At 73.0% G+C, this 14,779-nt stretch carries 15 protein-coding genes; 10 read left to right on the plus strand and 5 right to left on the minus strand.

Annotation, left to right across the window (positions count from 1 at the left end; genetic code table 11):
• Positions 1 to 3: 3 nt before the first annotated feature.
• Positions 4 to 1,383, minus strand: a complete 1,380-nt coding sequence (locus tag BMZ92_RS00355; RefSeq protein ID WP_091503433.1) for a flagellar basal body-associated FliL family protein — start codon at positions 1,381 to 1,383, stop codon at positions 4 to 6.
• Complete coding sequence (locus BMZ92_RS00360) at positions 1,380 to 1,853, minus strand: hypothetical protein (RefSeq protein WP_091503435.1); 474 nt, start codon at positions 1,851 to 1,853, stop codon at positions 1,380 to 1,382. Before BMZ92_RS00360 ends, BMZ92_RS00355 begins: the two co-directional genes overlap by 4 nt.
• A 175-nt stretch (positions 1,854 to 2,028) precedes the next feature.
• Here BMZ92_RS00360 and BMZ92_RS00365 point away from each other — a divergent pair, with 175 nt between their 5' ends.
• The 6 genes from BMZ92_RS00365 (at position 2,029) to BMZ92_RS00390 (ending at position 8,077) form a co-directional block, all read left to right on the plus strand.
• On the plus strand, positions 2,029 to 3,354 hold the full coding sequence (locus BMZ92_RS00365) for an NlpC/P60 family protein (RefSeq protein ID WP_091504263.1): 1,326 nt from the start codon (positions 2,029 to 2,031) through the stop codon (positions 3,352 to 3,354).
• A 31-nt stretch (positions 3,355 to 3,385) separates the two neighbouring features.
• The gene (locus tag BMZ92_RS00370) at positions 3,386 to 4,276 is read left to right on the plus strand and encodes an alpha/beta fold hydrolase (RefSeq protein WP_091503437.1); all 891 of its coding nucleotides are present in this window, start codon (positions 3,386 to 3,388) and stop codon (positions 4,274 to 4,276) included.
• Between the two features lie 65 nt (positions 4,277 to 4,341).
• Positions 4,342 to 4,821, plus strand: coding sequence for a molybdenum cofactor guanylyltransferase (gene mobA, locus BMZ92_RS00375; RefSeq protein ID WP_425425783.1), 480 nt, complete (start codon positions 4,342 to 4,344; stop codon positions 4,819 to 4,821).
• Between the two features lie 82 nt (positions 4,822 to 4,903).
• On the plus strand, positions 4,904 to 5,974 hold the full coding sequence (locus BMZ92_RS00380) for an AAA family ATPase (RefSeq protein ID WP_091503440.1): 1,071 nt from the start codon (positions 4,904 to 4,906) through the stop codon (positions 5,972 to 5,974).
• 181 nt (positions 5,975 to 6,155) lie between these two features.
• Positions 6,156 to 7,100 (plus strand): DUF58 domain-containing protein, encoded by a 945-nt coding sequence (locus BMZ92_RS00385; protein WP_091503441.1) that lies wholly within the window; start codon positions 6,156 to 6,158, stop codon positions 7,098 to 7,100.
• On the plus strand, positions 7,097 to 8,077 hold the full coding sequence (locus tag BMZ92_RS00390) for a VWA domain-containing protein (protein WP_091503443.1): 981 nt from the start codon (positions 7,097 to 7,099) through the stop codon (positions 8,075 to 8,077). Before BMZ92_RS00385 ends, BMZ92_RS00390 begins: the two co-directional genes overlap by 4 nt.
• Before the next feature lie 3 nt (positions 8,078 to 8,080).
• On the opposite strand, the gene BMZ92_RS00395 is transcribed toward BMZ92_RS00390, so the two are convergent.
• On the minus strand, positions 8,081 to 8,545 hold the full coding sequence (locus tag BMZ92_RS00395; protein WP_091503444.1) for a tRNA (cytidine(34)-2'-O)-methyltransferase: 465 nt from the start codon (positions 8,543 to 8,545) through the stop codon (positions 8,081 to 8,083).
• 110 nt (positions 8,546 to 8,655) lie between these two features.
• On the opposite strand from BMZ92_RS00395, the gene BMZ92_RS00400 reads away from it, so the two are divergent.
• Positions 8,656 to 10,242 (plus strand): alkaline phosphatase D family protein, encoded by a 1,587-nt coding sequence (locus tag BMZ92_RS00400; RefSeq protein ID WP_091503446.1) that lies wholly within the window; start codon positions 8,656 to 8,658, stop codon positions 10,240 to 10,242.
• A gap of 54 nt (positions 10,243 to 10,296) precedes the next feature.
• Here BMZ92_RS00400 and BMZ92_RS00405 read toward each other — a convergent pair whose 3' ends face one another.
• The gene (locus BMZ92_RS00405; RefSeq protein WP_177228481.1) at positions 10,297 to 10,896 is read right to left on the minus strand and encodes an isochorismatase family protein; all 600 of its coding nucleotides are present in this window, start codon (positions 10,894 to 10,896) and stop codon (positions 10,297 to 10,299) included.
• 141 nt (positions 10,897 to 11,037) lie between these two features.
• On the opposite strand from BMZ92_RS00405, the gene BMZ92_RS00410 reads away from it, so the two are divergent.
• The 3 genes from BMZ92_RS00410 to BMZ92_RS00420 are packed head-to-tail and all read left to right on the plus strand — an operon-like array spanning position 11,038 to position 13,617.
• Positions 11,038 to 11,742 carry a beta-ketoacyl-ACP reductase gene (locus BMZ92_RS00410; RefSeq protein ID WP_091503449.1) on the plus strand — a complete coding sequence of 235 codons (705 nt, stop codon included), beginning with the start codon at positions 11,038 to 11,040 and terminating at the stop codon, positions 11,740 to 11,742.
• Between the two features lie 28 nt (positions 11,743 to 11,770).
• Positions 11,771 to 12,538: an enoyl-ACP reductase FabI gene (gene fabI, locus BMZ92_RS00415; protein ID WP_091503450.1), complete on the plus strand. Its 768-nt coding sequence runs from the start codon at positions 11,771 to 11,773 to the stop codon at positions 12,536 to 12,538.
• 44 nt (positions 12,539 to 12,582) lie between these two features.
• On the plus strand, positions 12,583 to 13,617 hold the full coding sequence (locus tag BMZ92_RS00420; RefSeq protein WP_091503452.1) for a ferrochelatase: 1,035 nt from the start codon (positions 12,583 to 12,585) through the stop codon (positions 13,615 to 13,617).
• A 308-nt stretch (positions 13,618 to 13,925) separates the two neighbouring features.
• Here BMZ92_RS00420 and BMZ92_RS00425 read toward each other — a convergent pair whose 3' ends face one another.
• Positions 13,926 to 14,720, minus strand: coding sequence for a hypothetical protein (locus BMZ92_RS00425; protein ID WP_091504264.1), 795 nt, complete (start codon positions 14,718 to 14,720; stop codon positions 13,926 to 13,928).
• Between the last annotated feature and the right edge of the window lie 59 nt (positions 14,721 to 14,779).

A 14,779-nucleotide genomic window follows, 5' to 3' on the forward strand; every position in this document is an offset into this window, starting at 1 on the left:
GCGTTACTGGGCCAGCTTCAGCAGCTTCGTGAAGTCGCCGGGCTCCAGGCTGCGCAGCACGGTCATGCCCTGCTCGGTGAGCGTGCGCAGCGGGCTGACGTAGTGCTTCCCGTTCACCTCGGTGGTCACGACGCCGATGCCCTGCTTGAGGATGCCGCCGCTGAGGTGGCGCAGGACCTCCCGCACGTCGGAGGGCAGCGAACCGGCCTCGCTCTCGATCTGCTCGGCGAGGTCGTCGGCGCACATCTTCTGCGTGCGGCCCTCACCGCTGACCTCGTAGCAGTCGCCGTCCTTCGTGACGCTGTACTCCTCGCCGGACGGGTCCCGCAGCTTCAGCGACGTCACGGTCGCGCGGGTGCCGCCGGTGACGGGGGAGGTCTGCGTCCGCAGGTCGAGCAGCTGGGCGCCGGTGGGCTCGGTCTCGCCCTCGGCGGCCGCGAGGATCGCGGGGCCGGCGTCGTGCAGCACGCCCATCTCGTCCGGCGGCAGCAGCTCGATGACGCGCTGGACATCGGCGTCCAGCGCGGCCTGCACCAGCTCCTTCACCGCGTCGTTCGCGGAGGCGGCGCCCTTCGCCGGGATGGACGTCGCAGGCCACTGCTGGCCGGCTTCCCGCAACGCGTAGTCGGCGATCGTGTACAGCAGGCTCGGGTACCACTCGCCGTCCACCTGGACCGTCGCGATCCGCACCGGCTCGCCGCTTTCGCGGACCTCCTTGGCGATGTCGATGGTCTCGGTGTGCGGCCCGGCGTCCGGCGTGCCGGGCAGGGCGTCGAGGAACTGCTTCGCCAGCGGCAGCTTGCCGAAGTCGCTGGTGATCGTGAGCGTGCCACCGGTCAGCTTGGTGATCGTGACGTGGTCGTTGACCCGCTGCGCGCCCGCCTCGTCGAACGTCAGGTTCTGCGTCTGGACTCCGACGCCGGACAGCGCGTTGGGATCGGCGTTCCCGTCGAGCACCTGCAGGCGCTTGAGCTCGCTCGTCGCGTCCTTCACCGGGTCCGTGAACAGCGCGGCCTCGGCCGGGGCGAGGCTGTCGAGCACGCCGACGAGGTCACCGCTGCCGAGCGAGCTGGTCAGCTTCAGCGCGGCCTCGGTCGGGCTCGCCGCGCCGGAACCCTGCTGCGCCAGCAGGTACCAGGTCGTGCCGCCGCCCGCGAGGACGACCAGCGCGGCCACCAGCCCGACGATCAGCCAGCGGCGGCCCTTGCGCGGCGGCTGGGGCTGTTCGCCGTACCCCGGCAGCTGGCCGTAGCCCGGCTGCTGGCCGTAACCCGGCGGGGGATAGGCCTGCTGGGGGTAGCCGGGCTGCTGCGGGTACGGCTGCCAGCCTGGCTGCTGCGGCTGCTGTGGTTGCTGCCAGCCGGGCTGGCCGGGTGTGGTCACGGGTGTCCCCCAGTTCTCGCTGTCACGGGTGGGTGGCTGCGCCGGGCACGGACCGCGAACGTGCCGAGCGCACCGGCCAGCGCGACGCCCGCGCCGGCCAGTGTGGTGACGGGACCGGTCGGCGTGATGCCGATCAGCCCGTCCGTCCCACCACTTCGGACGGTGGCGAGCAGTGCGACGGTTCCCACGGATATCGCGAGCAGGGCCGTCAGTGTTGCGGCCGTGCGCGCGAAACCCAGCGCGAACAGGCCGAGGCACACCGCCGCCAGCAGCGGCACGCCGAGCCAGAGGCGCAGCGCGGTGCGCAGGAAAGCGCTGTCCACCAGCACGAGGCGCGCGATCGCGTCGGCCGTCTGGTAGCTGTGGCGCTGGACACCTCCGGAGTGGAACCACGGCAGGAACGTGCCGAGCACGGTCACCACCAGCCCCGCCGAGGCGAGCCACGGAAGTCCGCGCCGCAAGCCGGTCATCGCCGTACCCCTTTCCTGCCGGATCTCCTCGGTGGGACGCCGGATCGGCTGAAAAGGGTCCCCCAAGCGGGGAATTGTTGCACGTGCGGGTGAAGTGTCTCGTGGGATTTCTGATACATCTGTGACACAAGTGTGCGGAGTTGAACCGGCGAGACGGAGGTGGCGGGTGCGCGCGATCCTGGCCGCGCGGGTGTCCCGGTGGACGGCCGCGACGACGCTGGCGCTGGCCGTCGCGTTCGGCGTGGCGGGTACCGCCGTGGCCGTGCCGCCCCCGCCGCCCAACCCGAGCGACTCCGAGATCAAGGCGGGCCAGGCCGAGGCCAACGCGAAGGCGGGCGAGGTCGGCCAGCTCACCAACCAGCTCGCCGAGGCCGAGTCCCGGCTGTCGGACCTGCAGGCCCAGGTCGAGCTGAAGATGGAGGAGGCCAACAAGGCGCTGGTCGACCAGCAGACCGCGCAGGACGCGGCCGACCAGGCGCAGGCCGACGCCGACGCTGCCCGCCGCGAGTCCGACGCCGCCGCGGCCCAGATCGAGACGGCCCGGCAGCAGCTCGACGGCTTCATCGCGGGCAGCTACCAGCAGGGCAGCACGATCGGCTCCATCTCCGCCTACCTCGGGTCGAGCAGCCCGCAGGACCTGCTCGCCCGCGCGCAGCTGCTGTCCTCGGTCAGCGGGAGCCAGCTCAACGCGCTGGAGCTGATGGAGCAGGCGCAGACCGACAAGTCCAACAAGGACGCCGCGGCGCGCGCCGCGCTGGAGCGGGCGCGGCAGAAGCAGGCGGAGGCCGAGCAGGCCAGGCAGGCCGCCGACGCCGCGCAGGCCGCGGCCGTGCGGGCGCAGCAGAACCAGGCGGCGCAGGCCGCGAGCCTCGAGGCGAGCAGGAACAGTGTCGAGGAGCAGCTCTACGCCGCGCAGCAGCGTGTCGCGGGGCTGCAGGGGCAGCGCCAGCGGTACCAGGACTGGCTCGCGCAGAAGCAGCGCGAGGAGGAGGAACAGGCGCGGCAGGCCGCGCTCGCCGCGAGCAAGGGCAGCGGCGGGAGTGGCGGTGGCGGCAGCTCGCGGCCCGTGTCGGGTTCGGCGTCGTCGGCTGTCGAACGCGCCATCGCGCGCGCGATGTCCCAGCTCGGGGTGCCGTACGCGTGGGGCGGCGGCAACGCGAGCGGCCCGACGCGCGGCATCCGCGACGGCGGGGTGGCCGACGCCTACGGCGACTACCGCAAGATCGGGTTCGACTGCTCCGGCCTGATGATCTACGCCTACGCGGGCGTGGTGTCGCTGCCGCACTACAGCGGCTACCAGTACGACGCGGGCCGCAAGGTGCCGCTGTCGCAGATGCGGCGCGGGGACCTGTTGTTCTGGGGCCGCAGCGGCATCCACCACGTCGCGCTGTACCTCGGCAACGGGATGATGATCGAGGCGCCGCAGTCCGGGCTGGCGGTGCGTGTCGCGCCCGTGCGGTACGGCGACATCCTGCCGTACGCGACGCGCCTGGTGGGCTGAGCGGCGCGGTCGCGCGTGCCATGATCGGCGCATGACCTTCTCCTCCACCGGCAGCGTGCGCACGCCTGTGCTGGACGTGGCGTACGAGTACACCGGCGAGCCCGGGGGTGTGCCGGTGGTGCTGCTGCACGGCTTCCCGTACGACGTCCGCGCGTTCGACGACGCGGCAGCCGTCCTCGCCGACCGCGGCGCCTTCGTCCTGGCGCCGTACCTGCGGGGCTTCGGCCCGACGCGGTTCCGGGACGCCACCACGCCGCGGTCCGGTCAGCAGGCCGCGCTCGCCCAGGACCTGCTCGACTTCCTGGACGCCCTGGGGCTGGACGACGCGGTGCTGGCCGGTTACGACTGGGGTGGCAGGGCCGCGTGCCTCGTCGCCGCGCTGCGGCCCGGCCGCGCGCGGGGGCTGGTGACCGTGGACGGCTACAACGTCCAGGACATCGCGGCTTCCGGCGAGCCCGCCCCACCGGACGTGGAGCGCACTTTCTGGTACCAGTACTACTTCCACTCCGAGCGCGGGCGCCGGGGGCTGGAGTGCAACCGCGAGGAGCTGTGCGAACTGCTGTGGCGCACGTGGTCGCCCACGTGGGCGGGCGCGTCCGGGGCGTTCCCCGCCAGCGCGCCCAGCCTGCACAACCCCGACTTCGTGGACGTGGTGATCCACTCCTACCGGCACCGTTACGGCCTCGCCGAGGGGGATCCGCGGTACCAGGAGCTGGAGGACCTCATCGCCGCGCGACCGCCGATCCCCGTGCCCACGGTGGTCCTGGAAAGCGGGGCCGACGGCGTCGGCGGGCCGCTGGACCCGCAGGAGCGCGAGCACTTCACCGGCGCCTACGAACACCGCCTGCTGCCGGGGATCGGGCACAACGCGCCGCAGGAGGCGCCGGAGGCGTTCGCCGACGCCGTGCTGAGCCTGCTGTGAGCACGCTCGCCGGGATCGTGCTCGCCGGCGGTGCCGCGCGGCGGCTGTCCGGAGTGGACAAGCCGATGCTGCCGGTCGGCGGGAAACCCTTGCTGCGACACGCGGTCGACGCACTCGCCGGAGCCGACCCGGTCGTCGTGGTCGGGCCCGAACGCGGCGGGATCCCCGGGGTGCGCTGGACCCGGGAGGAGCCGCCCGGCGGCGGGCCGCTGGCCGCGCTCGCGGCCGGGCTGGCCGTGCTGGAGCGGCCGGACCTCGTCGCCGTGCTGGCGGGGGACCTCGCCGCGGTGACGCCGTCCACAGTGGACCGGCTTGTCGCCGCGCTCGGCACGCACGACGGGGCCGTGGTCGTCGACGCGGGCGGACGCCGCCAGTGGCTGCTCGGGGTGTGGCGGACCGCCCGGCTGCGCGCGGTGCTGCCCGCCGAACCCGCCGGAGCACCGCTGCGGTCGGCGCTCGGGGCGCTCGACGTCACCGGGGTCCCGGAGCACGCCGGGGAGGCCGCGGACATCGACACGCCGGAAGATCGACTACGGCATTCGTGAAGCTCACAGCCCTCACACCACCGCCGGGGTGTACTACCGATACGGTCGCACGGGAGAGGCGAACGCAAGCGAGGAGGGAACCGTGACCGAGCCCGGCTACGCCGAGGGCACGAACGGGCAGCAGGCCGCGACTCCGGCCACCGACGGCCAGTTGCTGGAACGCACCGTGTTCGAGGTCAAGCGCGTGATCGTCGGGCAGGACCGGCTGGTCGAGCGGTTGCTGGTGGGCCTGCTGGCCAAGGGGCACCTGCTGCTGGAAGGCGTGCCCGGCGTCGCGAAGACCCTCGCGGTCGAGACGTTCGCGCGCGTGGTCGGCGGCACCTTCTCGCGCGTGCAGTTCACCCCGGACCTCGTGCCGGCCGACATCCTCGGTACCCGCATCTACCGGCAGGGCAGCGAGCGCTTCGACGTCGAGCTCGGCCCGGTGGTGGCGAACTTCGTGCTGGCCGACGAGATCAACCGCGCCCCGGCGAAGGTGCAGTCGGCGATGCTCGAGGTGATGGCCGAGCGGCACGTGTCGATCGGCGGCAAGACGTTCCCGATGCCCGACCCGTTCCTGGTGCTCGCCACGCAGAACCCGATCGAGAACGAGGGCGTGTACCCGCTGCCGGAGGCGCAGCGCGACCGGTTCCTGTTCAAGATCGTCGTCGACTACCCGTCGGCGGAGGAGGAGCGCGAGATCATCTACCGGATGGGGGTGACCCCGCCGGAGCCGCAGCAGGTGCTCAGCCCTGCGGAACTCGTGCGGCTGCAGGGCGTCGCGTCGCAGGTGTTCGTGCACCACGCGCTGGTCGACTACGTCGTGCGGCTCGTGCTCACCACCCGCACCCCGGCCGAGCACGGCCTGACCGACGTCGCGGGCTGGGTGTCCTACGGCGCCTCGCCCCGCGCGAGCCTCGGCATCATCGCCGCCGCGCGGGCGCTCGCGCTTGTCCGCGGCCGTGACTACGTGCTGCCGCAGGACGTGGTCGACGTCGTGCCCGACGTGCTGCGCCACCGGCTCGTGCTGTCCTACGACGCGCTCGCCGACGCGGTGCCGCTGGACCACATCGTCAACCGCGTGCTGCAGACCGTGCCGCTGCCGCAGGTTTCGGCCCGTCCTCAGGCCGGTCCCGGCGGCCAGCCCGCCCACATGGGAGCCGCGGGTTACTAGGAAATGGTGGGATTGGCTTGCGTAGCGGTGCGGGTAGCGGAACCTGAGGCGGCCCCTCACTCCGGGATCTCGAACTCATGAATGCCAATTCACCACGTTCGAGCTGTCCTCGCGAGAAGCCGCCTCAGAACCCGCGGCGGTGCGAGCTGACGGCCACGACAAAAGCTGCCGGGAGAACTTAGTGGCTGGCGAGGACAGGGGAAAGCGGCCCGCGTGGGCGCCGCCCGTGCTGCGCGGGGACCGGCTGGAGGCCGGGCTGCGCACGCTGGAGCTGGACGTGCGGCACCGGCTCGACGGGCTGCTGCAGGGCAACCACCTCGGCCTCGTGCCGGGGCCCGGTTCGGAGCCGGGGGAGGCGCGGCCGTACCAGCCCGGTGACGACGTGCGCCGCATGGACTGGGCCGTCACGGCGCGCACGACGACGCCGCACATCCGCGAGACGGTGGCCGACCGCGAGCTGGAGACGTGGGTGGCCGTGGACCTGTCCGCGAGCCTCGACTTCGGCACCGCGTTGTGCGAGAAGCGGGACCTGGCGCTGTGCGCCGTCGCCGCCATCGCGCACCTGACCGGGGGCGGCGGCAACCGGCTCGGCGCGGTGCTGTCCAACGGCGCCGAAACAGTGCGCGTGCCCGCGCGCGGCGGCCGGGCGCACACCCGCGGGCTGCTGCGCAAGATCGCCGAGCTGCCCCGCGCCGGCGAGGGCACGCGCGGTGATCTCTCGGCGATCCTCGAACAACTGCGCCGTCCGCCGCGGCGGCGCGGGCTCGTCGTGGTCGTGTCGGACTTCCTCGGCGGCACCGAATGGCAGCGGCCGCTGCGCGCGCTGGCCGCGCGGCACGACCTGATCGCCGTCGAGGTGCTCGACCCCCGTGACGTGGACCTGCCCGAGGTCGGCACGATCGTGCTCGCCGACCCGGAAACCGGGCGGCAGCGCGAGGTGCATGCGTCGGCGTTGCTGCGCCGCGAGTTCGCCGCCGCCGCGCAGGCGCACCGCGACCAGGTGGCGCGGGCGCTGCGGCAGGCCGGGACCGCGCAGCTGACCCTGCGCACCGACTCGGACTGGATCGCCGACACCGTCCGCTTCGTCGTCGCCCGCAAGCGGCGGTGGTCGGGAGGCGCGGCGTGAGTTTCACCGGGTTCAGCGCCCCGTGGTGGTTCCTGCTGCTGATCGTGGTCGCGGCGGTCGCCGTGGGCTACGTGCTCGCGCAGCGGGCGCGGCGCAAGCGCACGATGCGGTTCTCGAACCTGGCGCTGCTGGAACGGGTCGCGCCGAAGGCGCAGGGCTGGCCCCGGCACGTGCCCGCGGTGCTGCTGATCGTGTCGCTGATCCTGCTCACGGTCGCGCTCGCCGGTCCCACCGCGGAGCAGAAGGTGCCGCGCAACCGGGCGACCGTGATGCTGGTGGTGGACGTCTCGCTGTCCATGGAGGCCACCGACGTCAAGCCGACGCGCATCAAGGCGGCGCAGGACGCGGCGACGCAGTTCGCGCAGGGGCTCACGCCGGGCATCAACCTGGGGCTGGTGTCGTTCGCGGGCACCGCGACGGTGCTCGTGGCGCCGACGACGCAGCGGCAGAGCGTCGTGGCGGCGATCGACAACCTCAAGCTCGCCCAGTCCACCGCGACCGGCGAGGGGATCTTCGCCGCTTTGCAGGCGGTGCAAGGGTTTTCCGCCGTCGTCGGCGGGGCCGAGGGGCCGCCGCCCGCGCGGATCGTGCTGATGAGCGACGGCAAGCAGACCGTGCCCGAGGACCTCTACGCCCCGCGCGGCGCGTTCACCGCCGCCGAGGAGGCGAAGAAGGAGCAGGTGCCGATCTCCACGATCTCCTTCGGCACCAACCACGGCACCGTCACGATCGACGGCCGCGAGGTCCCGGTGGACGTCGACGACGGCTCGCTGCAGGAGGTCGCGCGCCTGTCCGGCGGGGACTTCTACCAGGCGGGCTCGGCCGAGCAGCTCAAGGAGGTCTACCAGGACCTCGGCGAGCAGATCGGCTACGAGCTCAAGGAGGCCGACGCCAGCCGCCCCTGGGTCGTACTGGGCACGCTGGCGCTCATCGTCGCGGCGGGCAGCGCGCTGTTCCTGGGACAGCGGCTGCCCTGAGCCTCACGCGCCGCCGCTGAAGTCGTGCTGGCGCCACGCCTCGTACAGAGCGATGGAAGCGGTGTTGGCGAGGTTCAGCGAGCGCGAGCCGGGGCGCATGGGCAGCCGCACGCGCTTCGTGACCTGCGGGGCGTGCTGCACCTCGTCGGGCAGGCCCACCGACTCCGGGCCGAACAGCAGCACGTCGCCCGGCTGGTAGGCGACGTCGGTGTACCGGTGCTCGGCGCGGGCGCTGAAGGCGTACACGTTCGCGGGCAGCAGCGCCTCCCACGCGGCGTCCAGGTCCGGGTGCACCCGCACGTGCGCGAGGTCGTGGTAGTCCAGCCCGGCCCGCCGCAGGTGCTTGTCCTCGAAGGCGAACCCGAGCGGCTCGACCAGGTGCAGCTCCGCGCCGGTGTTCGCGGACAGGCGGATCGCGTTGCCCGTGTTGGGCGGAATCTCCGGCTGGTAGAAGAGCACCCGGAACATCCTGAAGATCGTTTTCCCTTCACCCGTGGTTCGGCCGGTGGCGGCGAACCGGACATTTCCGCGCCCGAGCATGCCGGGAGCCCGTCCATCCCACCACAGGAGGATCCCGCATGGTCGCGCCCCTCAACCGGCGCCGTTTCCTCGGTTACGGCGGCGCCGGTGCCGCCGCGGTGCTGCTCGGCACCGGAGCCTGGAACGCCGCGAGCGCCTACGCCAACCCGGTCCGCGGCGCGAACCCGTTCACGCTCGGCGTGGCCTCGGGCGACCCGACCGCCGACGGCGTCGTGCTGTGGACGCGGCTCGCCCCCGACCCCTTCGCCGCCGACGGGAAGGGCGGCATGCCGGCCAAGCCCGTCCGCGTCGAGTACGAGGTGTCCCTGGACGAGCGGTTCCGCGCTGTCGTCCGCCGCGGCAGCGCGATCGCCACGCCCGAGCTCGGGCACTCCGTGCACCCGGAGATCTCCGGCCTGGCACCCGACCGCGAGTACTTCTACCGCTTCCGCACCGGCGGCGAGATCTCCATGGTCGGCCGCACCCGCACGACGCCCGTGCCGTGGGCGAACCCGCGGGAGCTGAACTTCGCGTTCGCCTCCTGCCAGGCCTGGCAGGACGGGTACTACACCGCCTACGAGCACATGGCCGCCGAGGACCTCGACCTCGTCGTGCACCTGGGCGACTACCTGTACGAATCCGGCGTCGGCAGCAACAAGCGCGGGGTCACCGTCGAGGACAAGTTCACCACCGAGGCCGCCGACCTCGCCCGCTACCGGCTGCAGTACGCGCTCTACAAGGCCGAGGCGCCGCTGCAGCGGGCACACGCCCGGTTCCCCTGGATCCACACGATCGACGACCACGAGGTCGAGAACAACTGGGCCGGGGACATCTCGCAGGAGGACACCGAGCCCGACCAGGACCCGGCCGTCTTCCGGCAGCGGCGGGCGCAGGCGTTCCAGGCCAACTACGAGCACCTGCCCTACCGCCACACGCAGATGCCCGCGGGGCCGAACGTGCGGCTGTACCGGCGGCTGCCGTACGGCAGGCTCGCCGATTTCACCATCCTCGACACGCGCCAGTACCGCGACGACCAGCCCTGCGGCGACGGCACGTCCTCCACGTGCACCGAGCGCTTCGAGGACGACCGCACGATTCTCGGTGCGGCGCAACGGAAGTGGCTCGTCGACGGGTTTTCGTCGTCGCGGGCGCGGTGGCAGGTGCTCGGCAACCAGGCGCCGATGGGGCAGACCGACCGCGACCCCGGCCCGGACGTCAACGTCTGGCTCGACCCGTGGGACGGCTACGTCGCCGACCGCAACCGGGTGCTGGCCGCCGCGCAGGACCGGGGTGTGCGCAACCTCGTGGTGATCACCGGCGACCGGCACCAGAACTACGCGTGGGACCTCAAGCGCGACTACGCCGACCCGGACTCGGCGACGGTGGGCAGCGAGTTCGTCGGCACGTCGATCACCAGCGGCGGCGACGGCGCCGACCTGAACGACGACGGCAAGGCGTTCCTGGCCGCCAACCCGCACCTGAAGTTCTTCAACAGCCAGCGCGGGTACGTGCGCGTGAACGTCGACCGGCAGCGGTGGCGCAGCGACTTCCGCGTGGTGCCGTACGTGACGAAGCCCGGCGCGCCCGTGACGACGCGCGCGAGCTACGTCGTCGAGGACGGGCGGCCGGGCGTCGTGGAGGCCTGAACCAGCTTCGGGACCCGCGCCCTCAGCGCACCCGCAGCCGCGCGACCGGCTCGGTCATCGCAGTGCCGCCAGGACCTGTGAGGTGTCCAGCACCCGCCCGAAGAACGAGCCGATCGTGCGCAGCGTCGCCTCCTGCGCGGCGTCCGACAGGGCGCCGGTGGCGTCGGAGACGAAGGCGACCTGGTAGTCGCGCATGAAGGCGCTGCGCGCGGTGGACTCGCAGCACACCTCGGTGACCGTGCCGGTCACGATCAGCGTGTCCACCCCGCGCGGCCCGCGCAGCGTGCCGAGGACGGTGTCCAGTTCCGTGCCGTGGAAGGCGTCGTAGCGGTGCTTGCGGATCACGACCTCGCCGGGTTCGGGCTTGAGCTCGTCGACGATCTCCGCGCCGTACGTCCCGTCCCGCATGCCCACCTCACGCAGCTTCGGCTGGTACGCGGTTTCCAGCGGCGACACGTCGAAGGAGTCGTACAGGACGTGCCTCGTGTACACGATGGGCACCCCCGTGGCGCGGCAGGCGTGCACGAGCGTGCGGATCGCGGGGAGGCGGCTGCGGGCCATCGGGACCTCCATCGGGAAGCCCTCGCGCACGAAGTCGTTCTGCATGTCGATCACCAGGAGCACGGACGACTCCGGCCTGAGTTCCCAGGGCACCATCACTTCCCTTCCGTCTGTGATCCCGGTTATACCTCCCGCGCGGGCTACCGCGGGGTAGCGGTGGCGGGTGCCCGGCGGCCCCTGGGCTGCGGATAACCTCAGCCGGGCACATCGGAGACGACGCACGAGGAGTGGCACGTGGGACGGTCGGTACTGGTCACCGGCGGCAACCGGGGCATCGGGCTGGCGATCGCCCGTGACCTGGCCGGGCAGGGGCACAAGGTGGCCGTCACGCACCGCGGGTCCGGCGCGCCGGAGGGGCTGTTCGGCGTGCGGGCCGACGTCACCGACAGCGAGCAGGTCGACGAGGCGTTCAAGCAGGTCGAGGAGCACCAGGGTCCCGTCGAGGTGCTGGTGTCCAACGCGGGCATCACCCAGGACACGTTGCTCCTGCGCATGACCGAGGAGCAGTTCACCAGCGTCGTCGACGCGAACCTCACCGGCGCCTACCGCGTCGCCAAGCGCGCGTCGCGCGGCATGCTGCGCGGCAAGTGGGGCCGGTTCATCTTCATCTCGTCGGTGGTCGGGCTGACCGGCAACGCCGGGCAGGTCAACTACGCGGCGAGCAAGGCCGGCCTCGTCGGCCTCGCCCGGTCGCTCGCCCGCGAGCTGGGTTCGCGCAACATCACCGCGAACGTCGTGGCGCCCGGCTACGTCGCCACCGACATGACCGACGCGCTCACCGAGGAGCAGCGCACCGCGGTGCTGTCGCAGGTCCCGGCGGGCCGCTACGCCGACCCCGCCGAGATCGCCGCCGCCGTGCGCTTCCTGGCCTCCGAGGAAGCCGGTTACGTCAACGGTGCGGTGCTGCCCGTCGACGGCGGCCTCGGCATGGGCCACTAGAAGGTTTTCCCCGTAGAAAGGACTGGTTTTGCCCGGACTGCTCGAAGGTAAGCGGCTGCTGATCACCGGTGTCATCACCGACGCCTCCATCGCGTTCCACGCCGCCAAGGTGGCGCAGGAGCAGGGCGCGAAGGTCGTGCTGACCGGCTTCGGCCGGATGTCGCTCGTGGAGCGCATCGCGAAGCGGCTGCCCGAGCCGGCGCCCGTGATCGAGCTGGACGTGCAGAACAGCGAGCACCTGGACACCCTCGCCGACCGCGTGCGCGAGCACGTGGACGGCCTCGACGGGGTGCTGCACGCGATCGCGTTCGCGCCGCAGACGTGCCTGGGGTCGCCGTTCCTGGACGCGCCGAAGGAGGACGTGTCGGTCGCCGTCGAGGTGTCGGCGTACTCGTTCAAGTCGCTCGCGATGGCGTGCCTGCCGCTGCTGGGCGAGGGCTCGTCGATCGTCGGACTGGACTTCGACGCGCGCGTCGCCTGGCCCGCCTACAACTGGATGGGCGTGGCGAAGGCGGCGCTGGAGTCGGTGAACCGGTACCTGGCGCGTGACCTGGGGCCGAAGGGCATCCGGGTGAACCTGGTGTCGGCGGGCCCGCTCAAGACGATGGCGGCCAAGTCGATCCCGGGTTTCAGCGAGCTGGAGGGCGGCTGGGGCGACCGCGCGCCGCTGGGCTGGAACGCCGAGGACGCCACGCCGGTCGCGAAGAGCATCTGCGCGCTGCTGTCGGACTGGCTCCCGGCGACCACGGGTTCCATGGTGTGGGTCGACGGGGGAGTGCACGCACTGGGCATTTAGGGGCGGATCAGCGTGGGGCGCGTCATAGCGGCAGGATGGTGGCCGTGAGTTACGACGCGCTGCTGTGGCTGTCCTTCGGCGGGCCGGAGGGGCCGGACGAGGTCATGCCGTTCCTGGAGAACGTGACGCGCGGCCGGGGCGTGCCGCCGGAGCGGCTGGCCGAGGTCGCCGAGCACTACCAGCACTTCGGCGGGGTCTCGCCGATCAACCGGCTCAACCGCGAGGCGATCGCGGCGGTGGAGAAGGAGCTGGCGGCGCAGGGCGTCGACCTGCCCGTGTACTTCGGCAACCGCAACTGGCACCCGATGGTGGAGGACACCGTCGAGCGCATGAAGGCCGACGGGGTGCGGCGGGCGCTGGTGTTCCCGACCAGTGCGTACGGCGGCTACTCGGCGTGCCGGCAGTACGACGAGGACATCGAGCGCGCCCGCGCCGCCGTCGGCGAGGCCGCGCCGGAGCTGACGAAGCTGCGCCAGTTCTTCGACCACCCGCTGTTCGTCGCCGCGTTCGCCGACGGGCTGCGGGCGGCGCTGGCGGAGGTGCCGGGCGCGCGGGTCGTGTTCACCGCGCACTCGGTGCCGGAGAGCGCCGACAAGGCCGCCGGGCCGCCGGAGGAGGGCGGGCGCCGGTACTCGCGGCAGATCCACGAGGCGGCGCGCCTGGTCGCGGCGGAGGCGGGCGTCGCGGAGTACGACGTGGTGTGGCAGTCGCGGTCGGGGCCGCCGCAGGTGCCGTGGCTGGAGCCGGACATCGTCGACCACATCGACGCGCTGCACGAGCGCGGGGTCGAGGGCGTCGTGGTGTGCCCGGTGGGGTTCGTGTCGGACCACCTCGAGGTGATCTGGGACCTGGACAACGAGGCCGCCGAACGCGCCGCGGAGCACGGCATGGGGTTCGCCCGCGCCGCCACCCCCAACGCGGACCCGCGGTTCGCGGAGCTGGTGGTGGAGCTGGTGCGCGAGCACCTGTCGGACGCCCCGGTGCGCAAGCTGTCGGACTTCCCGGCGGCGGGCTGCACCGTCAACGGCGCCCCCTGCGCGGTGGCGTGCTGTGAACCCGTGAGGCGGCCTTCGCGGTAGCGCGGCCACTGGCCAGCCGCCTCCGCGGGACCGCCCCTACTGGGACCGCTCAGCCTGCCCGCTTCAGCTGGCGGTTCGCCCCCGTTCGCCGCCGAGGTGGTGGGCCCGGCGGCGGCCCTGCCGGGTGATCGCAGTGTGGCTGCGGGGCGGCGCGCTGGCCAGCCGCCTGCCGCGGGACCGCCCTTACTGGGCCGCTCAGCCTGCCCGCTTGAGCTGGCGGTTCGCCCCCGTTCGCCGCCGAGGTGGCGGGCCCGGCGGCGGCCCTGCCGGGTGATCGCTGTCCGGGTGTCCGCCCCGCGCGGAAGCGCTTACTGGGACCGGTCCGCCTGCTCGCTGAACTGCCGCACCGCTTCGTTCACCGCGGCGTAGCGGGCCCGGCGGACGGCGTTGCCCAGTGGCCGCAGCGCGTCCGCGCGCAGCGTCGCCGCCGAGGCGGACAGGGCGCCGCCCGGCTCGTCGATCTCCGCGACCGCCAGGATCGCCCCCACCTCCTCCGCGCGCTGCAGCACCCGCAGCGCGCGGCCCGGGGTGCCCGCCGGCCACTCCGGCCGGGGCCGGGCCCGCAGCCACGCCGACAGCTCCGCCCGCACGCCCGGCCGGTCCTTCGCCACGTCGAGCGCCTGCAGCGCGCCCGCCGAGTCGCGGATCGCGTCGGTCAGGCCGTGTTCCGCCTCCGCCAGCCCGACGTACTCCGGCGCACCACTGTCCACTTTGTACACCGACCAGCGCACGAGCCCCTCGGCGATCGGCTGCGGCACCAGGCCGAACCCCAGCGACGGGAACAGCACCGCCTCGCCCGCCCGCAGCGCGGCCTCGGTGAACGGGCCGCCTCCGCCGAGCCCGCGCACGTCGCCCGGCACGGGGAGCACCAGCCGGGCGTCGGTGGCGCCCCGCGAGCGCAGCGCGGCCAGCAACTGCACCGGGGTGGCGGGGAAGTCACCGGCCGGCGGCAGGTCGAGACCCACCGCGGACTCCGCGTCGGCCGCGACGACCTCGTGCGCCTCGCCCCACGCGAGCAGGGCGTCGAGCACGTCGTCGGATGCGGCGGCGCCGGACAGCCACGCGGAGGTCCACACGGTCAGGGTCGCGGAAGGACAGCACACGGCGATCCAGAATACCGGCTCCGCGTGCTGGAGCTGCTCCACATCGACGATCCGGCCCG

The organism is Amycolatopsis sacchari (assembly GCF_900114035.1).
GTDB lineage: Bacteria > Actinomycetota > Actinomycetes > Mycobacteriales > Pseudonocardiaceae > Amycolatopsis_E > Amycolatopsis_E sacchari.